The organism is Longicatena caecimuris (assembly GCF_004341945.1).
Taxonomy (GTDB): domain Bacteria; phylum Bacillota_I; class Bacilli_A; order Erysipelotrichales; family Erysipelotrichaceae; genus Longicatena; species Longicatena caecimuris.
The window spans coordinates 15,901-41,717 of sequence record NZ_SMBP01000008.1; the positions used below are offsets into that span (position 1 = coordinate 15,901).

Annotated in this window: 22 protein-coding genes and 1 pseudogene; 19 read left to right on the forward strand and 4 right to left on the reverse strand. The window is 34.6% G+C overall.

Annotation, left to right across the window (positions count from 1 at the left end; genetic code table 11):
• The first annotated feature begins 3 nt into the window (after positions 1-3).
• Positions 4-1,173: a trans-sulfuration enzyme family protein gene (locus EDD61_RS06005; protein ID WP_008979783.1), complete on the forward strand. Its 1,170-nt coding sequence runs from the start codon at positions 4-6 to the stop codon at positions 1,171-1,173.
• 69 nt (positions 1,174-1,242) lie between these two features.
• On the opposite strand, the gene EDD61_RS06010 is transcribed toward EDD61_RS06005, so the two are convergent.
• The gene (locus tag EDD61_RS06010) at positions 1,243-1,863 is read right to left on the reverse strand and encodes a DUF4230 domain-containing protein (protein WP_008979782.1); all 621 of its coding nucleotides are present in this window, start codon (positions 1,861-1,863) and stop codon (positions 1,243-1,245) included.
• 321 nt (positions 1,864-2,184) lie between these two features.
• On the opposite strand from EDD61_RS06010, the gene EDD61_RS06015 reads away from it, so the two are divergent.
• From EDD61_RS06015 to EDD61_RS06070, 12 genes are all read left to right on the forward strand, one after another.
• Positions 2,185-3,393, forward strand: a complete 1,209-nt coding sequence (locus EDD61_RS06015) for an AfsR/SARP family transcriptional regulator (RefSeq protein WP_020990891.1) — start codon at positions 2,185-2,187, stop codon at positions 3,391-3,393.
• A 170-nt stretch (positions 3,394-3,563) separates the two neighbouring features.
• On the forward strand, positions 3,564-7,190 hold the full coding sequence (locus tag EDD61_RS06020) for a vWA domain-containing protein (protein WP_132224538.1): 3,627 nt from the start codon (positions 3,564-3,566) through the stop codon (positions 7,188-7,190).
• Positions 7,191-7,204: 14 nt separating this feature from the next.
• Positions 7,205-7,696 (forward strand): signal peptidase I, encoded by a 492-nt coding sequence (locus EDD61_RS06025; RefSeq protein ID WP_132224540.1) that lies wholly within the window; start codon positions 7,205-7,207, stop codon positions 7,694-7,696.
• 1 nt (position 7,697) lies between these two features.
• A complete protein-coding gene (locus EDD61_RS06030; protein ID WP_132224542.1) occupies positions 7,698-8,357 on the forward strand; it encodes a hypothetical protein in 660 nt (219 codons plus the stop codon).
• Between the two features lie 157 nt (positions 8,358-8,514).
• A complete protein-coding gene (locus EDD61_RS06035; RefSeq protein WP_132224544.1) occupies positions 8,515-9,207 on the forward strand; it encodes a hypothetical protein in 693 nt (230 codons plus the stop codon).
• A 23-nt stretch (positions 9,208-9,230) separates the two neighbouring features.
• On the forward strand, positions 9,231-10,013 hold the full coding sequence (locus EDD61_RS06040; protein ID WP_008979776.1) for a SipW-dependent-type signal peptide-containing protein: 783 nt from the start codon (positions 9,231-9,233) through the stop codon (positions 10,011-10,013).
• A gap of 26 nt (positions 10,014-10,039) precedes the next feature.
• Positions 10,040-10,714 (forward strand): hypothetical protein, encoded by a 675-nt coding sequence (locus EDD61_RS06045; RefSeq protein ID WP_120136659.1) that lies wholly within the window; start codon positions 10,040-10,042, stop codon positions 10,712-10,714.
• Positions 10,715-10,736: 22 nt separating this feature from the next.
• The gene (locus EDD61_RS06050) at positions 10,737-11,363 is read left to right on the forward strand and encodes a SipW-dependent-type signal peptide-containing protein (protein WP_008979774.1); all 627 of its coding nucleotides are present in this window, start codon (positions 10,737-10,739) and stop codon (positions 11,361-11,363) included.
• Positions 11,364-11,563: 200 nt separating this feature from the next.
• Positions 11,564-12,205 carry a hypothetical protein gene (locus EDD61_RS06055; protein WP_008979773.1) on the forward strand — a complete coding sequence of 214 codons (642 nt, stop codon included), beginning with the start codon at positions 11,564-11,566 and terminating at the stop codon, positions 12,203-12,205.
• Positions 12,206-12,219: 14 nt separating this feature from the next.
• Positions 12,220-12,879, forward strand: coding sequence for a hypothetical protein (locus EDD61_RS06060; protein WP_119983277.1), 660 nt, complete (start codon positions 12,220-12,222; stop codon positions 12,877-12,879).
• 43 nt (positions 12,880-12,922) lie between these two features.
• Positions 12,923-13,669 (forward strand): MucBP domain-containing protein, encoded by a 747-nt coding sequence (locus EDD61_RS06065; RefSeq protein WP_165877194.1) that lies wholly within the window; start codon positions 12,923-12,925, stop codon positions 13,667-13,669.
• A gap of 151 nt (positions 13,670-13,820) precedes the next feature.
• Positions 13,821-14,396, forward strand: coding sequence for a DUF308 domain-containing protein (locus tag EDD61_RS06070; RefSeq protein WP_008690680.1), 576 nt, complete (start codon positions 13,821-13,823; stop codon positions 14,394-14,396).
• 114 nt (positions 14,397-14,510) lie between these two features.
• Here EDD61_RS06070 and EDD61_RS06075 read toward each other — a convergent pair.
• Positions 14,511-14,812 (reverse strand): annotated as a pseudogene (locus EDD61_RS06075) (ISL3 family transposase); the annotation flags it as partial.
• Between the two features lie 340 nt (positions 14,813-15,152).
• Here EDD61_RS06075 and EDD61_RS06080 point away from each other — a divergent pair.
• The 5 genes from EDD61_RS06080 (at position 15,153) to EDD61_RS14165 (ending at position 22,370) form a co-directional block, all read left to right on the forward strand.
• Complete coding sequence (locus EDD61_RS06080; protein ID WP_243642693.1) at positions 15,153-15,932, forward strand: hypothetical protein; 780 nt, start codon at positions 15,153-15,155, stop codon at positions 15,930-15,932.
• 245 nt (positions 15,933-16,177) lie between these two features.
• Positions 16,178-19,375, forward strand: a complete 3,198-nt coding sequence (locus tag EDD61_RS06085) for a hypothetical protein (protein ID WP_132224546.1) — start codon at positions 16,178-16,180, stop codon at positions 19,373-19,375.
• Positions 19,376-19,652: 277 nt separating this feature from the next.
• The gene (locus EDD61_RS06090; RefSeq protein WP_132224548.1) at positions 19,653-20,831 is read left to right on the forward strand and encodes a DNA-protecting protein DprA; all 1,179 of its coding nucleotides are present in this window, start codon (positions 19,653-19,655) and stop codon (positions 20,829-20,831) included.
• Entirely contained in the window at positions 20,815-22,047 is a 1,233-nt protein-coding gene (locus EDD61_RS06095) for a ComF family protein (protein WP_165877195.1), read from the forward strand. Before EDD61_RS06090 ends, EDD61_RS06095 begins: the two co-directional genes overlap by 17 nt.
• Before the next feature lie 191 nt (positions 22,048-22,238).
• Positions 22,239-22,370, forward strand: a complete 132-nt coding sequence (locus EDD61_RS14165; protein ID WP_020990885.1) for a hypothetical protein — start codon at positions 22,239-22,241, stop codon at positions 22,368-22,370.
• On the opposite strand, the gene EDD61_RS06100 is transcribed toward EDD61_RS14165, so the two are convergent.
• A complete protein-coding gene (locus tag EDD61_RS06100) occupies positions 22,353-23,201 on the reverse strand; it encodes a collagen-like protein (protein WP_119983280.1) in 849 nt (282 codons plus the stop codon). The genes EDD61_RS14165 and EDD61_RS06100 overlap by 18 nt on opposite strands.
• A gap of 430 nt (positions 23,202-23,631) precedes the next feature.
• Here EDD61_RS06100 and EDD61_RS06105 point away from each other — a divergent pair, with 430 nt between their 5' ends.
• Entirely contained in the window at positions 23,632-24,531 is a 900-nt protein-coding gene (locus EDD61_RS06105; RefSeq protein ID WP_132224552.1) for an NAD-dependent epimerase/dehydratase family protein, read from the forward strand.
• A gap of 268 nt (positions 24,532-24,799) precedes the next feature.
• Here the strand turns inward: EDD61_RS06105 and asrC are convergent, their stop codons facing one another.
• On the reverse strand, positions 24,800-25,804 hold the full coding sequence (gene asrC, locus EDD61_RS06110; protein WP_132224554.1) for a sulfite reductase subunit C: 1,005 nt from the start codon (positions 25,802-25,804) through the stop codon (positions 24,800-24,802).
• Positions 25,805-25,817: the final 13 nt, after the last annotated feature.

Sequence of the window (25,817 nt, forward strand, 5' to 3'; positions counted from 1 at the left end):
AGTATGGAATATATAGAAAATATATGTAATGAAGTAGAAAAGCGTCAGCGTCAATATCATGCAATGGCTCCGGAAATTGTGATGACTTCTTCTTTCTTCTTTGAAGACTTTGAAGATTTTGCCTATGGCTGCAGCAATGAATTTGATTCTTATGTATATACCAGAGGCACAAATCCAACGGTAGAATTGTTGGAAGAAAAACTGGCAGTCTTGGAACATGGGGAACGCTGTAAAGTATTCGCATCAGGAATGGGTGCCATTTCAGCAGCCATTATCACATTGCTCAAAGCCCAAGATCATGTGTTGCTTGTTAATACGGTGTATGGGGCAACCGTGTCATTGGTACGCTATTTTGAAAAGTATGGCGTAAGTTGTGAGGTTGTGAATACAACGGATGTAGATGAGATTATAAAGCGTGTACAAGAACATACCCGCATGATTTACTTTGAAAGTCCATCCAGTCAAAAATTTGAAATGATTGATTTACAGAAATTAGCTGCTTTTGCAAAAACTAAAGAAATCGTCACCGTAATTGATAATACATGGGCATCACCGCTTTATCAGCATCCCTTAGATCATGGCATTGATGTGGTGATTCATTCATGTTCAAAATATGTTGGCGGACATTCTGATATTGTCTGTGGGGCGATTATCAGCCGGAAAGAAATCATTTCGCAAATTGAAGAAAAAGGATATTTATATTTGGGGGCAACATGCAGTCCAATGAATGCTTTCTTAGCCCTGCGTGGTTTGCGTACATTGCCTGTACGTATGCGCAATGTGCATGAAACGATACAAAAGGTAATTGATGCTTTACGCGAGGATAAGCGCATTGAGAAAATTCATCATCCATATTGCGGAGATGCGAAACAAAAAGCGTTGGCGGATAAATATTTAACCGGATATGGAAGTTTATTTGCAATCGATTTAGCAGATGATGATTTAGAAAAATTAAAGACATTCGTAAATGCGTTGCAGGTATTTACATTAGGTGTAAGTTGGGGTGGTTTTGAAAGTTTGGCATTGCCGGTATATAAAGGGAAAAATCAAGAGGATATAGTAAAACGTGGCTTAAAATTAACACACGTTCGCATGTATGCCGGATTAGAACATCCCGATACGTTGATACAAGATATTAAACAAGCTTTAGATGTTGCATATGGTACAGTGTAATAGAAAAAAGGAGTCAATAAGATGTGTCATCTTGTTCGGCTCCTTTTTAGCAATATAGGAAAGCGTGTTTTATTTTTTAAAGGTAACTTCAATGGTATAATCATCTTTGATTTCCGGAATCATTTGTAAGAACTTACGAATTGTGGATTGGGCCTTGGTTGCAGCCTCGCTCAATAAGCCATTTTCAATAGCTTCATCTTCAACACGCTCTTTTTGTTTGGTAGCAAAGGTTTTATAATCGTTGATACTGATAGGATTGAAAATATTTTTAGTTTCATCATAGACTTCGATACTTTTTTCATCTAAAACATTATTGAGAATGCGAACTTCGGGAAGTGTTACAAGAATTTTCTTGCCTTTCACATTTACTTCCATCGCGCTCATATCAACACCGGCCTGTATTCTACCTGCGTACGTTAATAAAAAGCTTTTCTTAGTAAGTGGAATGCTCCAGCCGTTCAGTTTTAACGAATTCTCGAATTTTCCTACTTTCGTATAATTATAATCTAAAACAGCTAGTTCATTGACCTCTTGCAGTTGCTGGGCAAGCGCGGTTGATGATATTTCAGGTTCACTGTTACGGTCGGCAAATTTCATTCCCGCAAAGAAGATCAATGCGATGATGAGCATTAAAAAAAGAATACTCGTGATGGTTTTTTTCGTATTGCGAATACTTTCCCCTAATTTCATAGTTGTCCTCCTCATCAAATTTGTAAGCAAATTATACCATAATCCTTGTAATTACTTATGAAGTATTTCTTACAATTCACAAGTTGTCAAAATCTTTTTCTTTCATACAATTGATTTCATATTATATCCAAAAAGAAAACATTTTTAGCTAAATGAGGTGATTTCGCACAAGATTAAAAAAAATTAATGGGTAAGATTAAAAACGTGAAAAGAGATATTAAAAAAGTTATCGATATTTTTTCAAAATATGACGAATATATGATAAAATATTACGAGATGGAAAAAGGATTCAGATGCTAGGAGTATGAAAGAAGGATGATTATGGGTATGCCTGAAACAGAGGTCGTGAAAGTACAAATGTTTGAGGATTTGGTACTTCGTTATCGACAAAATCTTGTCAGCAGTCATGATTTTCATTCGGACAAGATTGCGAAATTGCTGGTATATTTTTTGATGAATCATACACGAATTATTGAGGGTAGTGAGTTATGTGACTTTCTTTGGCAAAAAGGAGAAAGTAACAATCCAATCGGAGCGCTGAAAAATTTAGTATATCGTTTAAGAGTTACGCTCAAAGATACTTTAAAAAGAGATGACTTTATCGTTACCAAACGCGGGGCTTATGGATGGAATCCGGATATCTTGTGTGAATTAGATTTTGAAATTTTTGAAGCTTCTTTTCATGAAGCTAAGGCAGCAAAAGACAGAGATGAAAAAAAGGAGTATCTAGAGCGCTGTGTGAATTTATATCGGGGCCCTTTTTTGCCTAAATTAAGCGGCGATCATGTGATTCTTACATCAGCAACATATTTTCAATCGTTGTATCATTCCATTATTAAAGATTTGTCCGCTATTTATGATGAAGAGCATTTATATGACACGATTGAAAAACTATGTAATCGGGCATTGAAATTTGAAACATTAGATGAAAAGATTCATTATTACCTAATTAAGTCTTATCTTTGTCAAGGTAAGAAGAAATTGGCGATGCATCACTACAAACAGACGGTAGATTTGCTTTATTCACAGTTAGGTATACAACCGGATAATGAATTAAAAAATCTTTATCAGGAGATGTTGAAAGACCAAAAGGAACAGGAGCTGGATTTGCAAAAGATTCAAAGCAACATCCAAGCGGAAGGCTCGCCCAATGGTGCGTATTATTGTGAGTATGGCGTATTCCAAAATATTTACAGTTTACAAGCACGTCAGGCGAAAAGGTTAGGTATTTCTGTTTATTGCGGTTTGATTACGGTGAAACCAATGCTCAACATTCCTAAAGGAAGTAAGATGTATTTAAATTTAATTGATCGTGCAATGAAAAACTTGCAGCATATTTTAAGCATTTCTTTGCGTAGTGGCGATGTGATATCACGATTTAGCATGACCCAGTTTATTGTCCTATTGCCTACATGTAATTATGATACCGGCATTATGGTCATGAATCGTATTAATGAGAATTTTCATATCTATGATCCAACTTGTAAAGTGAAGTTGCTTTGTGAAGTAAAGGAATTAGAACTTAGTTAAGATACCTCCCAAAATCAGATGCCAGCCATCTGATTTTCGTATGTTATATCATAACACTCTTTCATATGTGACCGCTCTGTGACTTTGTTTTGATAATATGATAGCGTAAGAAAGTATCATATCCATATTTGTAAAATATATAGTAAAGAATGGCAAGGAGGATGTAATATATGAAAAAGAAACTGTTGTGCTCTTTCGCAATATGTATGAGTTGTGTCATGATGTTAAGTGCCTTTTGCAATCGTGAAGGATTTTTGTTTGCCAATGAAGCAATGGCCCAGGTTGTGGAAGAGACGGTAAATGATCAAACGGATGCAACAGAAGAAACCTCAGATGATAAAACCGTGCTTTCTGAAGATACAAAAGAAGCGGCAAAGGAAGTAACGCCGGTTTCAGAAGAAAAAGAAATGGAAGATCAGATGGTGCCTGTAACACTGACATCAGAAATACACAATGGTGTAAAAGTTGTCGTTCAAGGAGACAGTGTGACGTTGGCAAATGGTAAAAAGGTGCTGGTTGAAGAGTTGCCAAAAGCAGAGCTTGTGAAAGTGAATACGGTTTTAGAAACTGTTTTGCAAGAAGAAAGCGAAATTCAAGCATATGATATCACCTTAAAAGATGATAAAGGAAATATCATACAGCCGGCGGGAGAAGTAAAGGTTTCTTTTGTGAATATCGAACAAACACAAGAGGTCGATGTCTATCATGTTGATCCTGATCATAAGAACGTTGAAAATATGAAGGCCATACAGGCTAAGGATGGTTCGCTTTCATTTGAAACAACACATTTTAGTACCTATGTTTTAAGAACGCCAATGCCAAGAGTCACCGATCCCATCGGAGATATCGAGACACTGCAGATAGAAATGCGTAATTATCCTTACACAATATATGCTTATGGATTTGCGAATTCAATCAAGATTCATGTATATGGCTTGGAAGATACAAAAACGTATCCTGCAAACAATGGTAGTTTTTATCGATTCAATACGTATAATATGCAAATACCTTTAGAAATGGGACTATTGAGCAATACATATGAAATCGAAAAAGTTGTAACAAAGAAACTTGGGTTTATGAACTATGATAAAAATACGGTTGCAAATGGAACATTACTTCCTGTAAATGAAGGGAAGGTAACGCTGCACCTTACAGGAGATAATAAAGGCGCTGATTTCATTGATATATATGTAAAACCTAAGAATCCAAGCAAGAAAACATTAATTTTAAAAAATGCGTTAGACCCTACAGGATTGAGTGCTGCAGAACAAGAGACAGAATTGAAAAAGACCTATAAATATCAATTGTTCGATGCGTATACAAATGAGCCTATCAAACAAATGCTTTCATATGATTTGATCATTGATGGTAAAGCTACTTCCTTGACGACGTTAGATGATGGAATCTTGCGGGCGAAAGTTGGACGAGAACTTCAAATTGATGTTACGAAATTCAGTGGCCAAGAGGTATATATCAAGCAATTAAGCGGTGCGCGATATGAAACTAGCATAAAAATGAATGATGAGAACTTTAAGGTTTCATCTGATAAAAAATCAACAGTATTTGTCGCTAGCGAAACCTTACCAACGATGATAACGTATAAAAACAAACGATTGGACATTGATGATTTAGTTGAACACAATAAGACATCGACGATTGTCGATTGGGAGAAGCGTACATATAATATTCATTTAAGCGCAGGATATAAAAATAATGAGGTAACGACGGTAGAAAACATGGATGTCCAATTTGTTTTAGATACTTCAGGAAGTATGTTATCGACAGATGCCGCAACTCCTCTCCACACGCTTAATGATGTAAACAAATTAAATAAAAAGGCCATTTATTTTACCAAACCATATAAATTGACACAGGATATACAATATTCTCAGGGAATAACTTTTACCGCATTTGATAATGAAGCGGAATATACGAAACAGATTAAAGAGCGTTTAGCATCACATTTTTATCAAAATGGCAATGTTTATGGGGTTATCAGTACAGATAATAATACACTTTTATTTTATGACAATACCAGTGAGGAATGGAAATACATCGACATTAAGAAGAATGGGACGGTTAGTACCAGTGGTGCAAAAACGCTGACAAATGAGATCGTTGGTAAATATCCCGTAGTGTATTGTGATCGTTCCAGTGTTCTAATAGATGCAGTATCAAGTTTTGTGAAAGGGATGAATGCGGATAGCAATGTATCTATTATCACATTTGGCAATAATGCTACAGATGTAACAAAGGGATTTGTTAATGTTGGAAAAAATAAAGAAGAATTGTTGCAGACGATATTAAAATGCTCTGGTACACCATATCAAGGAACCAATATGGCAGATGGATTAACGATGGCAAAAAAGCAAATTGACAATACTCCTTCTTCTAATAACTGTTATAGCATTGTCTTTTCCGATGGTGCGCCAAGTTTACCAAAGGATATCGCAGAACAGGCGGCTGTGGATGCTGCCAAAGCTTTGAAAAAAGTAAGCTTAACCTATGCTGTTTGTGCGGGTGAAGCGGATAAAGATTTTATGAAAAATAAGATAGCTTCCAGTCCTGATCAATTTTTAAGTACAGATAATATGACGGATATTTATGATTTATTACAAATTATCAGTGATGAAGTGGGAGCTGCATCAATTCATGCGAAAATAACGGACTATATTGATCCTCATTTCACTTTGATTGATGAGCAAGGCAACCCATTACATGTCGGCGATAAGATCCTTGGTGGTGAAGGCATTATCGGAACTGTTGGACAGGATGAAAACGGCTGGTTTGTCACATGGGAAAATCAGTTGATTACTACCGGAGATAGTACCTGGTCAGTAAATATTAAGGTACAGGCGAAAGATGCATTTATGGGGAATAATGAAGTCACGACAAATGGCAATGGCTCCCAGATTGAAATACCTGATGGCGATACTACAAAAATTATCGAATTTGATAAACCGGTGGTAAATGTGAAAGAGTTAACGCTGACGGGTGGGGAGAATAGTGAAATTATTTTCTATGGTGAAGAAGAAGATTATGCTGCTATATTTGAAAATAAACGGCCTGCCTTTACCGCATCAGGTGAGGTAACGATTCCACCGTTAACTTCTGATGAATTTAAACAACTGTTAAGTGATGATGCAACAAAGATTGAAAAAACCTATAGTTTTGATGACCGAAAAGCAGGTATCTTTCTGTATTCGGTTGAAACCAAGGGCGATAGTAAGACGATATTATGTACGTATATACCAAATACAGAGTCTGATGAAGAATACACGACCAATCGTGTCAGTGCGAAATGGGTGTATACGCTTAAGAAGGTAAAAGGGCAGTTGGATATAACGAAAACCATCAAGGAAGCCTATACATCAGAGAAACAAATAAAGGCAAATCAAAGCTTTATTTTCCGTATTGAAAGAAGATTGAAAAAAGAAGATGAAAAACCGGTAGAGGTATTCTATCAGGCGATTAATTTCTCTGCCAATACAAATGAAACTAGTAAAACCATATCCGTGAAAGGTCTGAAAAAAGGCTATTATACGGTGATAGAAGAAACGAACTGGTCCTGGAAGTATCAGTTGGTTGCCCAATCGGATAATGATGAACAGAATATAACGAATAATGAATTACTGTTTATTGGTCAAGAACATGGCATGTATTACGGTGTTGAAGAAGGTACGAAGGTAGCGGATATCAAAGATAATCCAAGAAAATCTTATTTTACAAACAATCTTAGCAACACCTTAAAAGATGTATTAGGCGATGTAGCTGCGGCTATCAACTTACTGAACTAGAAAAGGGGAAACTTATGAAAAAGATATCGAATATATTATCTACGCTTCTACTGATTGTCGTCGTAATTCTTGCCTGCATCTTCTTCGTCCCAAGGCTGTTTGGTATACAGACAATGGCCGTGTTGAGCGGAAGCATGGAGCCTCATTTTCATGTGGGTAGCTTAGTTTTTGTAAAAGATGCCGAAATCACAGATTTTGAAAAGGATGATATCGTAACATTTAAGATTGGCAATGGAGATACTGTGGTAACGCATCGAGTGACGCAAGTGACAAAAAAAGGATTGAAAACTAAAGGCGATGCAAATCATAGTGAGGATGGAGGCTTGGTGACATCAGCGAATCTTGTCGGCAAAGCATTTTCCTTCTCCATACCGGTTTTAGGATATCTCGCTGTTTACATGAGCAGTCAAACAGGAATCATTCTGTTGATAGGCGCAATCATCTTGGTCTTTGTATTGTCTTATATAGGAAGTCTGTTTGATAAAAAGGAGAAAGGAGCAAATTAACATGAAGAATCTACATAAAAAAACACAATGGTTGATTGGTATTCTCATTCTTTTGTGTGTAAGTTGTGGAATAACGTTTGCCCTTCTTTCGCAAAAATCGCAGACATCGGTAAATAACTTTACCGGGGGAGCGGCTATTGAACAGAAAGTGAATATCGCTATTCTTGAAAATGGCGCAACAACGCGTTATGAAGATGGTGAAGAAAATAATTTACATACCATTGGCAATGGTTCTTATGGAAAGGCAGTAAGCATTCAGAATGTGAATACTACAGAGTATCCGACAAAGGCTGCCTACATAAGAGTACGCTTTGTGACGGCTTTGAAAAATACGAGCGATGCGACTTACACCTACGATGATAAGGTTAAGGTCATTGCCACATTCAGTAATTCATCCTTGTGGAAATATGATGAGGCCACAAAAACGTTTTATTACACGGAAAAAGTAGCACCTGATGCCAAGACACAAGATTTGTTAAAAAGCGTGAAAGTTACGGATGTTTCATCTGCATATCAAGTGGAAATTAAGGTCTTAGCAGATGCGATTGAAGCGGATCAGGCTACCATGAACAAGGTTTGGGGCATGGAGGATTTCAATGCTTTGCAAAAGCTTCCGACAACCCTTGATCTTATAAAGATGCAAATACCAAAGCAATCCTAAACACGCTTATTCGTGTATAAATAAGATAAGAAAGAAAGCCATATCTAAGGAAGATGTGGTTTTTTTCTAGAAAAAAATATAAAAATCTTTTTTCTTGTTACCATTATGTGACTACCTAAATGGATAATAGGAGTGTCAAAAGAAAGGAGGTCACAGGATGGGCATGAAAAAAACAATACATAAAGTAGCAATCGCAACGATTATGATAATAGCGTTATCCGCAGGAATGACATTTGCATTACTAAGTCATGTAACCGAAAGTGTTACGAATGTATTTGCATCTGATAAGAATTTGTCATTGGAACTGCGTGAACCACAGTGGGATGGCTATACATTTGATGATACCTACCCTACGGATATCCTTCCGGGTACAAGTGTAAAACCGGGTACGGAAAACAGCGGATTACAGATGGCTGAGAACTATCTGCCGGGGAATGTAATCAGTAAAGATCCCATGGTTAAAAACACAAGCGATGGTCTAAGTGAATGGGTTGCCATTAAAGTACAGTACTTTGATGAAAATGGTAAGGCAATTGGGAAAACTGATTTCCAGAAAAAATATGCGAAAACCGCTTATCAAAACGATGAAGTTAATCCTAATTTCGTGAAAATTTCAGATCATGCGGCTATCGAAGAGTTATATATGTATACAAGAACATTGGATACAACTGCTGGTAAGAATATAACCGAACCGTTATTCTCATCCGTTATTGTAAATAAAGATTTAACACCAAACAGTAAGAATATGTGGCCGACTTTTAGTATCAAGGTAACTGGCTATGCGGTACAAAGCGATGGAGTCAGCGAAGATGCAGCTAGGCAGGCATTAATTGAATTAGCAAAAGGATAAGGAAATCCTGGGAGGAAAGTAAAATGAAAGCAAATAAAAAATTTTTCGGTACAGCATTGGCATTAGCCTTAGCATGTGGTGTTGGCATTGGAGCAACACTTGCGTATTTAAACCATGTGACAGAAGATAAAGTCAATACATTTACAAGTAGCAAGGATATTCAAACGGAGATTACCGAAACAGAATTCCATGACGATATCGCAAGCAATTATTATCCTGGACAGGTTATCACAAAAAATCCGGGCATGGTAAACAATAGTGATACAGAAAGCATTTGGGTAGCTGTGAAGTTGGATTATGTAGATAACGACAAGAAAAAAGTATCGGCAGCAGAGTTTGAAAAATATGCCAGCATTGTCTATGGTTCTGAAGGTAATTATCAGAATGGTGTAAATCCTGCTTGGATCAAAATAGCAAGCAACAATACAAGTGATGTGTATATGTTTTCACAGCAGGTAGCACCTCATACTACAACAAATCCTACAGTGTTTGATGCCGTAAAGGTAAATACCGGCATTAAAGAAGTAATTAAAACAGAGTATGAAACGACGACCATTTATGATAAAGATAAGAATCCGATTGATGTAAAAAATGAAGAAGTTAATACTAGCGTTGATTATTACATCGCTAATGAGCAAGGTGATCTTGTAAAAACCGATGTCTTTACATTGCCAAAGTTTGAAGTTGTTGTAAAAGGCTTTGCGATGCAGGCAACCGGTGTTGATGAAGCAACAGCGAAAACGGAATTGGTTAATTTAGTAAATGCCCATTTGGCAGATGGCGAAAACAGCTATACAGCCAAGTAAGTTTATAGAAACAGGAGGAAAAAATGATGAAGAAGAGAACAAAATTAGGAGTATCACTGGCTTTGGTCGGAATTCTTGCGGTAGGTGGAACCTATGCATATTTGCAGTTTCAAACTGGCCCAGTTGAAAATACATTTACCTTTGGTGACAATGTAAATGGGGAAATCAAAGAGCCACATTGGGATGGCGAATGCTTTGAAGGAGAAACATGTGATATTGAGGCTACAGGTAAACAGGATGCACAAAACTTTACCCCAGGTCAGACAATTGCGAAAGACCCTCAGTTGAAAAACACTTCAAACGTACCTGCATATGCTGCTGTTAAAATTGAATATACAGGTGTTGAAAATGATACAGCTGTGACATCTTATGCGGCATTAAACAAATTCGCAGAAATTGATTGGAATACAAATGATTGGTATTTCAATGCCGATCACACACTGGCAATTTATAAAAAAGCTTTACATCCAGATGAAAACAATGTTGAAAATAAAACAGTTCCAGTATTTACGAATGTAAAAATCAACGAACATGCCGTTTATCCAGAAGCAGGGGAAACCAATGATCTGGCAATGCATCACTTCCAGATAAATGTAAAAGGTTATTTTGCACAAGCGGATAATATGGATGGCATGGACAGCATCTTGGCAGTGAAAACAGTATTTGAAGATTTTAAAGATTTTGAAGCTATTAACAAATAAATGAGAAAAGGAGAAAATGAAGATGGTGAAAAATAAAAAAATGCTCGCGTTAGCATTCATTGGTGTATTAGCAGTTGCAGGCATTACAGGAGGTACTTTGGCATACTTTACGGATTCAAAGGTTGCAGAAAATACGATTACGATGGGGGATGTCGATATTAATTTAGAAGAGCCTGAATATGATAAGAATCATCCGGATAAAGAAATTACGGATGTAACACCTAATCAGGTTATTGAAAAAGACCCTACGATCACAATCAAAGAAGGCTCTAAAGCAGCCTACATTCGTTGTAAGATTAATGTAACAAGTGATGATGAAACCGCATTGCCTGCTGGCTATGCAGAGGCTTTGATTGCCAATACAAATATGGATATGACATTATGGAAAAAAGGCGCTGATGGCTATTATTACTATAAGAATAAAGTGGAACCTGTAGCACCAAATAATACGGTGAAATTCTTTAGCGAAGTTAAGATTCCAGAAACATGGGGCAAAGAAATGGCTAATCGTTCCATCAGCATGGATGTTACAGCAGAGGCTATTCAGGCCGATAACTTTACACCGGCCATGGATGAAGATGGATTCATTACGGGTTGGTTCATGAGTGATGGTACAACTCCGGTAACGCCTGATAATTATAACAATTAGGTAAGGGTACATAAGGGAACGCATAGGACAAATCGTTATGGCGTTTCCTTTTTCGATAAAATAGAATTCACAGAAAGAACAATGCATCATCAAAAACATCGTAATATTTTACATGTATCTATTAGCTTTGTGACTTGTCTGTGACTTTTGTTTACTATAGTATATATGTAGAAAGGTGTAATCGAACAGGAGGGGTAGCAATGAAGAAAAAAGTCTTACTTGCAATAGCAGCTCTTCTTTTATTGGTTTTTGTATATCAAGGTTCCTTGGCTTTTTTCCGTAAAGAAAAAGGAGTCAGTACTCCTATCAGTGCGAAGACACTTGGTATCGAATTAATTGATCATACAGATGATACAAGAGCAGAAATGACAGCTGAAGGCTATACCTTTAAAAACGTGATGCCCAATGATGCATTGCATCGTGAAGTATGTGTGAAGAATGTAAAAGAAAAGAATTTATATGTGAGAATCACCGCAACACGTTACTGGAAAGATCGTGATGGCAAAAAAGTAAAGGGTAGTGATGCATCCTTAATTCAACTGGTGACAGCGCAACCAGAAAATTGGATTATTTTGGATGATGGCAAAGCAAGCAATCATGAAATAGTATATTTCTATTATAAGAAACCCATTTTGCCACAAGATCAATCTGATAATGTAATTGATCGTATTGTGTTAAGTGAAGATATTAAAGGTGAAGAATATCAGGAATATCAGGCTTACCTGCATTTGCAGGCAGATGCTATTCAAGATGTCGTTGCACAAGAGGCTATTTTAGCTGAATGGGGAATTGAAGCTACTTTTGATAAGCAGGGCAATATCACTTCCATTGAAGAACAGTAAGGAGGATGCTATATATGAAAAAATTATGTATCATACCAGGTATACTGTTGTTTATGTTGTTTTTAATGCCTATCCATGCCAATGAAACACAAGGACTTGTGTTTGATGGTGATGCAAATGAATTTATCGTTCAAGAAAATAATACCAAGGGATTTGAGGATATGATGCCTGGTGAAACCAGAACATTTGTGATTCAGCTGACCAATCAGGATTATCGCGAAATGAGTTATTATGTGAAAGCTGAAAACTCTAAAACCTTAGGGAAGGACGTTGTATATGATGTAACGTTTTTAAATAATTCTGAAACTTTCTTTAAAGCGCGTGTAGGAGGGCCGAAAGCGAAAGGAATACCTACATTAGAAGAAAACTATTTGTTAAAGAAGTTAAAAAAAGGGGAAAGCAGTACGGTAGAAATTCAAGTTCATCTGGATGGAACCTCTATGGATAACACCTATCAGGGAACACAGGGTGATCTGGGGCTGGTATTCAGTGTGGAATTTGATGAAAATAAACCGGTGGATAAGGTGATTGATACCATCGCCAATATTACTGGTGTTAAAACAGGCGATGTTACGCGACTTGGGGCCATCCTTGCAGTATTTTTAGGAAGTGCCATATTCGTAATTTTGTTATTGGTTAAGAGAAGAAAAGAAAGGGATGATGAGCATGCATAAAGCGATGAAACTTTGTTCTTTCCTTTTTAGCTGTCTCTTATGTATGAATATATGTGTGGTACAGGCAGCAAGCTATGAAATCAGTTTTCGCGGTGGTGTGAATGGTACGGTAGAAGGGCAAAAGAGTGTAACCTATACCGTAGAGGAAAATAGCAAATTTCCTGATGAACCACAGGTAGAAGCAAAAGATGGCTATGTATTTGTCGGCTGGAATAAACAATTGCCTGAAGTTGGCTCTTTGGTAAATGGAAAAGAAGTCTATGTGGCCAGATATGCTGCTGTGGTATCCGGTATCCGTTACACAGTTCACTATGTAAATGAGATAGGTGTTGATATTGCGACACAAAGAACGATGGTGGCAGAGGAAGGCAATGAAGTCACACTTAGAGCAAAGGTAATTGCAGGATATGAAAGCAAAGAAAAACAAAGAAAGGTCATTGTTGATAAGGAACATCATGTCTTCAAATTTGTATATAAACTGATAGATAAAGATGCTGTGGATAAGAATGCAAATCAAAATCAACAAACGCAACAGACAACCGGTACAGAAACTAGCCAAGTGAGTGGACAAGAGCAAACCGTTGATAAGGAAACAGATGCAGTAAATGGGAATACGAAAGATGAAATAAAAACGGAAAAAGAAGAAGAGAATAAAACACCGTTGGCAGGTTTGTTCGGTAATGATCATAGTAATATAGGATATCTTGCGGCAGGAGCAGGTTGCCTTCTGTTTCTGATCTTATTGTTCTTTTGGAAAAAACGAAAGAAAGAAAAAGAAACGCAACAGTAATTGATAAATAGCCATCCTCTTTAACAGATGGCTATTTTTTAGGTTAAATTTAGCTAATGATTTTTTAAACAGATAACTGCTGAAAAACACTTTCTCATTCATGAAGTTCGTGGTAAAATAAAAAGATATAAAGCATAAGGAGGAATCACATATGAAGGTGCCGCAGCTGATTACTGAATCTTATCTCAGTAAATGGAAAACAAACAGTTTTTTATCGGCGATGCTATGGGCTGCCATGGGATTAGTGTTGATCGTTATACGTGATCAGGTGCATTATTCAACCTGTTATCTGTTAGGACTCATTCTGTTGATACAAGGAATACCGCATTTATTTCTCTTCATCATAGAAGAAGAAAAGCATATCTTTTCGATATCTTCTTTAATAAATGGGATTCTGATAAGTTTTTTAGGAATTTGGGCATTGACCTTACCACAAGAAGTGGAACAGGATATTCCCAATGTTATAGCCTTTGTGACCTTATTACATGGCATAAAGGATATTGCTTTATCGAAACGCATTCGTTATTTAGAAAAACGTAGTGGCAATATTGCCATGGGGATCAGTATCTTTACTATTTTTTGTTCCTTATTAATTTTATTTTTGCCTTTAGAGGAAACTGGAATTGTTTCGATATGGTCCGGCTCTTTGTTAATTCTGGATGGCATCAGTGATTTCTGGATGTGGAGTGTGTTGACAACAAAAAGTAATGAACATAGAGGTATTTAAAGCTGTTTAAATGGATAGTTATGTGAAAAGGGACTTGTTTCGGGCTCTAAATTAACGTGGGGTTTCAAAAAAGAAGTAATAAGGTTCGGAAATGAATAAATTACTTCTTTTTTAAAGGCTGCTTATAGTATGCCCGGAAGGCAGGAAGGGATTTGATTCAAAAAATATCTGCCACATATAGCGCACACAAAGTGTCTGGCACGATAGCGGATCAGACAAGAACGGCTGTTCAGCGCAGAATGGGTAATAGATTTAGTTTTATAGTCTTTAATATGTGTAGGAGAAAAACCACAGGAAGGACAGCTAAACTTTTTAGATACGAGAGTAATATCGATAATCAAAGAACCGTTTTCACTTCGAGAAGAGGATAAAACATCTTTTTGAGGTATATTCAATAAATCTGTTATAATATCCATAGTGGAAAACTACTCCTTTCGTTAAGAATAATGTTTGACAACGATATTCTACAACGAAAGGTTTTTTGTGAAATGAACAAAAGAACCCATCCCACAATAATTTAAATATCCTTTGTTTCCCTTTTTTCTTTTGAAGAAAAAGATTACATATGTTCTACGCAATCTAAATATCGAATATGTCTTATATCAAGCTTGAATTATTAAACAAAATCAAGAAAGTTGATTTACTTACTTGTTAAATTATCAGTCAGAGCGATTAAAAAAGATATCACATAATACTTTTTGTATAAGAGATCATGATAGTTTGCATATATCGAATGGATTATGGAATTGACAGTCTATGGAAATCGGAGGCAGATTAGCATTAGATTTTTTAATCAAAGTCGACGGTTATTCATTTATGGAAGCAGCTGAATTAATTGCAAGAAGCCTATCATTAAAAGAACCAAAATACATTCCTTATTCAGAAAAAGAAAGAGATCGGAAATTACAAAAGCCATTGCCTGAAAAAGATAATCAAATGGCAATCTATTATTTATTGAGCCAAGGAATTTCATACGATGTCATTTATTATTGTATCACTCACTATCTTATTTATCGGTCTGTTTACCATAATCTTGAAACAGATAGAATATTTAGTAATATAGAATTTGTAGGGTATGAAAAAGAAACGCAGAGGATGCGACATATTGCATTGAGAGGTATAAATAATAACTTCATAGGTGACGCTACTGGAAGTGATAAGAGATTTTCTTTTTGTATAGAATCTGATCCTAATTGCCGTATAGTACATGTATGTGAAGCACCGATTGATGTGTTATCTCAAGCTACACTGCTTACTTTAGAAAATAAGAAGTTTAATCAAGATCATATTCTTTCGTTAACTAGAATTTATTGTTTAAAAAATGAAAACAAAGAAATTAAAATTTCTGTTGCACTGAATCAATTTTTAATAGATCATCCTCTGGTTGACAATATCATATTTCATTTGGATTTAGATTGTACAGGACGAATGGCTATAAAAATTATTATAGAAAATATGGAATTAAGATGCTTACGTACAAATGCTATGATGAACCACCCCAGTATTATAAAGATAGAAATGATAGCCTTAGTATAAGATTATGGATTTTTAGGTCAAAATCAAAAGTTAAGAAAACAAAAGACTTTAATAAAGATGAACTTTCTTAAGAGAGCATAGATATATATAAGTAGCGATATGAATCTTATGTTCCCTTTAATATGTTATGTAAATGTGATAAACTATAGTTAGTGGATTATAATAGTAAAATTTAAAAAATTCATAATAAATATAAAGATTTTTTTAATCATATGACCTATTATTGATAACACAGGGAGGAAATTATGGAACCGAAAGAATTATTAAGAAAATTGCATCCTGATCAATTTTCTGACTCTAAAGTAATAGACAAAATTGAATGTCCTAGAGATTTTTTAGATTTTTCAATTTCAAGATTATCTGAGCAAAATAAGCATTTTGACTTCGAAGAGTTTATACGAAAGTTGTTAGAACGAGAAATTTGCCCAAATTTAATAGAAGAAACAGGTCCAGCAGGTGGTGGTGATGGTAAAGTTGATACTGAAAATTACTCCGTATCTCCTAATAAACAAATATTTTGGTGGTATGGGCTTAATCCTACTAATGATAAGTGGGCTTTTGCATTTAGTTTAAAAAAAGATTGGAAATCAAAATGTAATTCAGATATAAAAAAAATAATTGAAACCAAACGCGGATATACTAAAATATTCTTTGTCACAAACCAAGCAATCAAAAATAATATTAGATTAGAGTATCAGGATTTGAAAAAAGAAGAGACAGGCATAGAGGTAACTATATTTGATAAAACTTGGATTTTAGATAAGGTGTTACAAGATAAAAATTTAGATTTGCTGAAAATTTTAAACATCACTACACTTGTTAAAGAAAAACAAATTGGTATAAATGATATGAAAAAGCAAAAACGGCTTGAAGAGGTAGAGAAACGTTTAAGTGAGTATTCATCGTCTGGAATACTTAATCAAGATGTTCTAGATCTTGCTAATGAATCTGCAATCTTAAGCAGAGATTTAGAAGAAAATGAAGACGTGGTTGTTGGTAAATTCGAACGGGCTTTAAGACTTTCAGGAAAAAAAGGAAATCATAAATCTGAAAACGAAAATTTGTATAATTTAGCATGGTATTATCATTGGTGGTTAAATGATACTGAAAACTTTGAAAAATGGTATAGTGAATATGAATCCAAAGTCTTAGAAGGAAAGAATTTGGATGAAATTATGGATTTAACAAATTTATGGACACTTTACTTTACAAGAAACGAAAGAAATTATGAAAAAACAAAAGATAAAACAGAAAAGCTGCTAAGTTTATTATATGAGAAAGAAAATTCAATAAGCCGTGTTACTCAATTAATGGCTAAGACTAAAATTTGTATTATTAAAATAACGCTAAATGATGATGTTGATTCTCAATTTGGGCAACTGACAGCAATAGCCGAAGAAGCAGAAAAGTTTAAAGAATACAACTTTGTAGAGTTAGCAAAAATGATTGAAGTATTGCTACCTGTTTACAATGATAATGAAAATTATAATTGCCTATATGAAACCATTACAGATAAATTAACAAATAGGCAAGGTGAAATACAAAGAGCAAAAATGTATGTGAAAAAAGCAAAACTTTTATCATCAAACTCAAATTATTACAATGCTATTAATTTATTAGGTAAATGTTTAACACTCCTATATAAAAATGAAACAGATGATAAACTTCTTGAAACTTATGTTAATATTGGTGGAAATTTTGATTCGATTGGTTTATATTATGCTGCCAAAAATTATTATATTGCTTCAATTACATTAGCTTTAGATATTTTTTTAAGAGAAAATATTATGGATCCATTCTGGATCAAAATTGTAAATCGTGTAATAGATATTGAAATCCAAATGGGTAATGTAGAGGCATCAATACAATGGATAGATATAAAAAATTTATTCTTGAATATCTTGTTTGAGAAAAATGAGCAAATAGATTTGGAAAAAGAACATGAATTTTTGATACAAAGAGATGCTTTGATTTCATCAGAAATTTTAAGCACAAAATTTGATGACTTTCAAATAATGGATAAAATCATTCATATTTGTAAAAAGAATGAATTAATCACATCTGAGGTAATGGCAAAATATGTGATAGGTGAATATGAAAATCAATTATTAAATGAATGTGAAAATGATAAGACGAAAGTTGATGAATTAGTCAGAAGTTTTTACGAGGATTCTTTATATCAAGAATTACCTAGTCCATCATATATAAACAAAAGAAGCAGTGAAATTACATCATCATTAAATGGCAATATTATATGTATTAAATTTATTTCAACAAAATTATTGCATAGATTCGCTGAATTTTTAATCGCATTATTAGAAAATACATTTGCCACAATGTTCTTCTATAAAACTTTTATGCGGGGAGATATCATTATTATCTTAGAAGAAAAAAATACAGGAAAATTCAGTATGAGATATTCTTTTGACGGTATAGACACTTATACGATAATTTTAGATTCATTAAATTTATATGATATTTCTGTGGACAATCATAAAATTATAACTAATACTCTTTATGAATTATTAGTTAATATCCTAGCTGTAGGTTTCATTTATGACGATTTTAAAAAAACATTAGAAAAAATGCTGAAAGATGATGAGACATTTGAAAGAGGACTAAATCATACAAATAGCCTTTATAATCTTAATAAAATTTTTGGTAGTGAATGTGAAGAATTTGCTATTCATAGGATTAATAGAACTTGTGAATGGTATAATGGCATTGAAATAAAACGAAAAGTGGAAGAAACTATTAATCCTTTTAATGATGATAAAAATATTGTATATAGCGAACCTGAGAAAAAACTTTTTGAAAATATATCACAAGATGATTTCTATTCACCAGGACTTATAAAAAGCAATCATTGGGATTCGGCTGTTTGGAAAGGAGTAATGTATTTAGGAGATTTAAATAACAAAAATTTTATAAAAATTGGATTTTTGTTTCAGCAAGAAGGTGGTGCTAAAAGAGTTTTTCAAGATTTGATTAATGTTGCAACAACTGATGATAAATTCGGGAAAATTATTATTTCTTTCATAAAAGGAATTGATAAAAGCAGAAAATATGATTATCGAATAATGGTTACTGGAAAGGTAGAATTACCTAAAGATAAAAAAGAAAAAATTATTATCAGTTCACCTTCAAGAATCCATACAATGAATTGCGATAACGACAATAACTTTCGAATTCTAGAAGATATTATATCTAATGGGAACAATCCTAAAATATATATTTTTCCTGCTGTGTTAAAGAATAATAATGAAATAACGCCTTTATGGAATCTTGAAATAAAGATAAAAGAAGTAAATATAAAAGATGCTTATAAAATAAGCAAACAAGATATTGAAGCTTGTTCCATATCGAAGAATGATAATCCAATTATTCCAAATGGTATAAAGAATGCTCCAGTAATAGAATTATTAAACATCAAAAATAATTAAACTAGAAGTAATGGTTAACTTATTTTATTAACATTATTAAGAGATAAAAATGATATTTTTAGATATACCTGCAATGTATAATTATTCGAATGTAAATACACTATACCAGCAAGCACTGGATACGGATAGCCATGTAGGCATCCTCCTTCCTTCCCCTTTTCTAGGGATAATCCCTATACCCTTGATGTAAAATATTTTATTGTCAGCTTTCATTACTCTCTTGATAATCATCAAGAGTAATAGTACAATATATCTAAACAGAGAGGAAGCGAGTTAGATGGAAAGAAAAGAGATTATGGAATTAATGCAAAATATTTTTACATCTAGTGAAGCAGCGGAATATTTGAATATTTCGACACAGAGATTAAATCAGCTTGTTCATGAAAAAAGAATTGATCCCATAAAAGTTAGTAAATCTGTTATGCTTTTTTTGAAAAGCGATTTGGAAAAACGTAAAATTGTAAATGTATCTAATAAAGCTAATCCCCAAAATGCAGATTGTTTTGATATAAACAACTCTTTTGTCCGTGATGCTATCCTTTATTATACAATTCAACAGTATTTCAATAACAACGATAAACGTACTTGCCAGTTTATAGAACAGATTCAAAAAGTTAATAATTTCGATTTTCATAGAGGACTGCCAATAAATATTCCTTTACTATCATCTCTTTTAAAAGTCAGTGAGAAAGATTTTTATAACAAATACACTAGAGTAAAAGAGAGTTTTCTATCATTGCCAAATGATGTTGTTCTTGTGAAAAAAGGTGATGACATTTATTCTAAGCTGCTTGCAGAAACTAAAGAAGCTGCACCCTATCTTTTTTTAAAGGGAAATGTTCATTTACTTGCTGAAAAATCAGTATGTGTTGTGGGAAGTAGGAATGCATCTTTGGATTCAATGGAAAAGACTGAAAGAATAGTTAAATCGTTAATTCAAAGAAACATTGTAGTCAATGCAGGTTTGGCAAAAGGAATTGATACTGCAACACACCGTTCGGCACTAAAATATGGAGGAAGAACGATTGCAGTCATTGGTACTCCAATCAACCAGTATTATCCGAAAGAAAATAGAAATCTCCAGATGGAAATAGAAAAAAAGGGATTGGTTGTTTCTCAATTTCCACCATGTAATGTTGTAAACAGATGGAATTTTCCTACCCGTAATGCAACGATGAGTGGTATATCATTGGCAACAATCATAATGGAAGCTGGTGAAACAAGTGGTGCTTTAAAACAAGCAGACTATGCCTTAAAACAAGGACGAGATGTGTTAATTCCCCAGTCTACTATTAATAATCCACTAATCAAATGGCCCACTAAATATGTTTTAAAAGGTGCGTTTGCATTTCGTACATTAAAAGAAGTTTTAGAAATTCTGAACAAAAATGAATTATTACTTGATCTATTCAATAAATCAGATATGGAGGAAATCAGTGATGTGGAAATGGACTGATGCAGATAACATTCAAGCAATCATTTTGGATATGGATTCTCTATGTCAAGATTATCTTGAATATCCATTTACATCTATATTGAAAGATGTCAAAGTGTTTAAGGTTAAAGATTTTTGGAATAACGATGTTGAAAAAACACAAGATACAATAGAGTACTTTGATATCTCCTCTTTGTTACAAGAAATATTAAGTATTGCTAAATGTGAATCCTATTCCTTGATTGCTATTAGCAGCAATGCTTTGTTTTTGAAAGAAATGATGCAAAATCATATAGGTACTATTTTAGCTGGAGAATTAACCAAAGAGTTTCTAAAAAGTACCCCTGATTTCACATATACGGCATTAGATACTTTGGATCAAATTTTATTAAAGGAAAGAAAAGGTTATGGTGCTGAGGTTTTCGCAACATACAGTAAATCACGTAAAAAAATGTCATTATTGAAAAGTGAAACTATTGTTCAATTAGAAAATGGACAGCAAGAACCTTTGACACTATATTTTGGAGGTAGATATTATTCTCAAGGACATCAATATTTATTAGACGATCCACTTTCTGTATTAGTAAAGGAATTTAAAGATAATTATGTAGAGGTCATAGACTTGTTCTTTGATTTAGCAATAAATTTTATAAATAAAAAAGAGAAAATAGATATTCTTACGGCTATTCCATTAAAACCTATTGAAATAAAAAACAAGCGTTTTGATAGATTCGCTTCACTTCATTTAAAAAGATGTACTAATAATCAATTGGAGCTTCAAAGCATCTTAAAGTGTAATAAAGATTTTTCTCAAAAAGGAAATAATCTATTTAACAGAAAAGAAATCGTTAAAGGAGCTTTTGAAGTTACAGAAAATATAGCTGGTAAAAGTATCTTACTTATGGATGATGTGTATTCTTCAGGTTCAACTTTTTTAGAAGTAGCAAAAACACTATATGCGGCAGGAGCGAAAAATGTAAGTGGTGTCTTATTAGCTGTTAACCAATTAACAGAGTCAACTTCTATGTCTTATCATAGTCTTCTTTGTTCTTGCTGTGGGAAACCAATGACGTTAAAGATTAATCATAAAAACAAGCAGATGTTTTTTGGATGTACGGAATATCAAAAACATCTTTATGTTGACACCTCTATATCTATGCAACATGGATTACGTATGTTGTTAGATAATAATAAATTGGAGATTACAGAAATTATAGATTTGGAAGATGAGTATTAGAAATTGCAATTATTTAAGTAAATTACAAAGAACTAAAATATAGTTATAAAATTGTAGGAAATAACCCCCTAAAGTGACCCCTTAAGTCTAGACCCCTAAAGATTTTGGATACCCAAATAATGATTTATAACGTTTACATAGCCACTTGGTTTAACTACAAAGTGGCTTTATTATGAAAGGAGCTGATATACATGAATAGAACAGAGATGTTTTTTTCTTATGAAGAAAAAGATTACGTATGTTCTACGCAATCTAGTGAAAAGTATTGGCTGATGCAGATGGCACTAGATGAACAGGGAAGTGGTTTATGTGATATCCCTTAATTTAATAATCGTCAATGTTAAAGTACCCTCGGTAGCTCTTGCATTGGCGTTAAACGTAAGGAAGAAATCACTTGCAGAAATCATACGTATGATAAAGGTGTTAGAGCCATAGGCACTTGTATTATCAGCGGCATTCATAAAATAAATGGCCGTTTCAATATGGGGAGCACCATTATAGTATGGTGTTATCTGCATATAGCCTTGTGGATTTAACAGGGCAGATACGTGATAGGATATGACATAATAACCGGGTTCTATCACAAGATTTGTATCGGAAATTTGGCGAATCTGACCAGTGTCATCTTCCGTAAGTGTGCCAAAAGGGATGCGTGTGGCATTGGTGAAGCTGGCAGCAAAAGTGATGAAGCTGGCAAATGCAATTTCAGGCAGTATACCCGGCAAGCCTTGTGGAATGCCAAATTCTAAGGCGATGCCATCTGGAGTTATGCTGGAAGTAACACTTGCTAAAGAGCCAGGTGCTAAAGTTGTTGTACCAATCACTTCAACTTGAGGCAAAGGCCCTGTCGCGCCTGTTTCTCCTATAGGTCCGGTAGCTCCGGTATTTCCAATAGGTCCGGTTGCACCGGTAGGTCCAGTAGCTCCGGTGTTTCCAATAGGTCCGGTTGCACCAATAGGTCCAGTAGCTCCGATGTTTCCAATAGGTCCGGTTGCACCAGTAGGCCCAGTAGCTCCGGTATTTCCAATAGGCCCAGTTGCACCAGTAGGCCCAGTCGCACCGGTCGCACCGGTTGGTCCTATAGGAGGGATTCCATCATCACAACAGCAAGGACACGGCGGACAACATTCGCAATTCCAATTTGTGTATTTCATACTTTACCTCCATTCTTGTTATTTTATGAGCATTATTTATATTAGTTACGGCTATGATGCAGGAGTATAAAATAAGGCATATCATATAAGGATATTAGTGTTTAAGATTATCATATTTTTTCAGACACATGCTAATAATGGTAAGGTATATTTGAAAGATTTTAGATATGTGCATAGGCTGTATATTTACCACCATATGTTTATAAGCCACTTCCTCTTTCACCTGTTTTAACGGTATTGTTGTTTTGATGATTCTACATAAAATCGGATAAATAAAACATCCTGAATGTAAAAAAAATGTAAGCATCTTGAACATGAAGGAAGATATGGGTTTCTCATAATCGTGCACTATTCATTGCGTAATAGCAATTAAGATGGCATAATGATATGGAAATACACGGCTTAAAAAGCTATCGGTTGGGAGGATTGCATGAAAAAAGTGCTTATAACTGGTGGAACAGTATTTGTAAGCAGATATATTGCAGAGTATTATGTTAAGAAGCATTATGATGTATATGTATTAAATCGTAATAGCAAAAAGCAATCAAAAGGGGTAAAGCTGATCCAGGCAGACAGACATAATTTAGGAAATCTTCTTCGCGATTTTCATTTTGATGTTGTGATTGATACAGCATATACTTCTGATGATGTCGAAAAGTTATTAGCTGCATTAGACAGTTATGAAGATTATATTTTGATCAGCTCAAGTGCTGTATATCCTGAAAATCTTTCACAGCCTTTTAAAGAAGATTCTCCAGTAGGGCTTAATAACTATTGGGGGAAATACGGAATTGATAAAATTGAAGCAGAAACGGCTTTATTGAAAAGAAATCCCAATGCCTATATCCTTAGACCACCTTATTTATATGGGCAAATGAACAATGTATATAGAGAAGCTTTTGTATTTGAATGTGCGTTGGCAGATAGGAAGTTTTATTTACCAAAAGATGGGGAAATGAAGTTACAGTTTTTTCATATTCATGATCTATGCCGATTTATAGATATACTTTTGAAACAAAAACCGGCTCAACATATTTTTAATGTAGGAAATAAAGATACTATATCAATTCGGGAATGGGTTGCCCTTTGTTATCATGTTGTTGGAAAACAAGCCGCATATGAATATGTGTATGGGGAAATAGAACAAAGAAACTATTTTTGTTTCTATGATTATGAATATTATCTGGATGTTTCTGAACAATATAAGCTTATGCATGATGTAAAACCGATATCTGTAGGATTAAGAGAGGCATTTGATTGGTATAAAGGAAATGTAGAAAAAGTGAATAGAAAGCCTTATTTAGATTATATTGATAAGAATATACGATAAACAAGTCCCATCTGCTGAACAAAAAATCAGAACTTATAGAGGGGTTCAAGTAAAACCAATATGTAATGATGTGTTTGTATAACGATGAGGAAATGAGCAAGATTTAAGAAATGGTGAATGATACATGACCATTTGTAAAAGAACTTTTTTAGGTAGGAGGAATTACCAATGCTAGATTTTTTCGAAGCATTAACAAGTGAGAGTAAAAACACAAAAAAGAGGCCGTTTTCATGGCCTCTTTTATAATATTTCCCCTCCAAGCAATTTTTTATTTTACTGGTTTTACATGTATTCTGCCGCGATATTCTGTTTCGGCAAAATAGACATTTTCCGCAATGCGTGCTTCCGGATTTAACGTAACATTTTTAAGCATCATTTCTTTGAATTTCTCATAACCTGCCATATCCAATAGATGACCGCCATGCAGATAACGTGGCTGACCTTTTAAGACATCTGCAGAGAACGCTTGCCAGTTTTTAATGATAGCAAGCACAGCTTCTTCACTTAAGAAGTCCGCAAATGTTTTTCCCATCCTTGGATATTGTTTCCCCGTTCTGCCGCCAATCAAAATACGATAGAATGGTTTTGGACTTCTGCGCATGGCATTGGTAGGACAAACTAACGTACATTCACCACAGCCAACACAACAACAAGCATCCTTTTCTATGCGATTGTTTACCATGCTCAAAACTCTGGTCGCATGAGATTCACAGGCTTTGACACAACTGCCACAACCGATACATAAATCAGGATCATAAATGGGTTTAGTTAAGCCGACAATCCCAAAGTCATTAAAATGTCCCTTGGCACAATCATTTGGACAGCCAGCAACCGCTACTTTGATATGATAGTGGCTAGGAAAGACTTCCTTTTCAATCTTCTTAGCTATTTCCTGCGTGTTAATATTTGCTTTAATACAATGAATACCGCCGATACACGCCATGATGTTTCGCGCGCCGATCGTCGGATATCCGGCAGACGTATCCATGTCCACACCACATTGTGCCACCTCGATATCTTCTAAGTAATCCTTTAATTCTTTATTTACTTTATCAATATTTTCATATTTAATGCCGGGAATCGCAAAACATTGACGAGATCCAAAATGGAAGGTGCCATCCCCATAAGTTGTCGCAAGATGCTGTACAAAGTCTAAATATTTAGCCTCGATAAGGCCGGCAGGGACACGCATTTGTAACATATATTCACCTTTTACTTTTGATTGACGGAAACAGTTGGTACGCAAGGCACCAATATTCATATCTTTAGCCATTATAACGTTACCT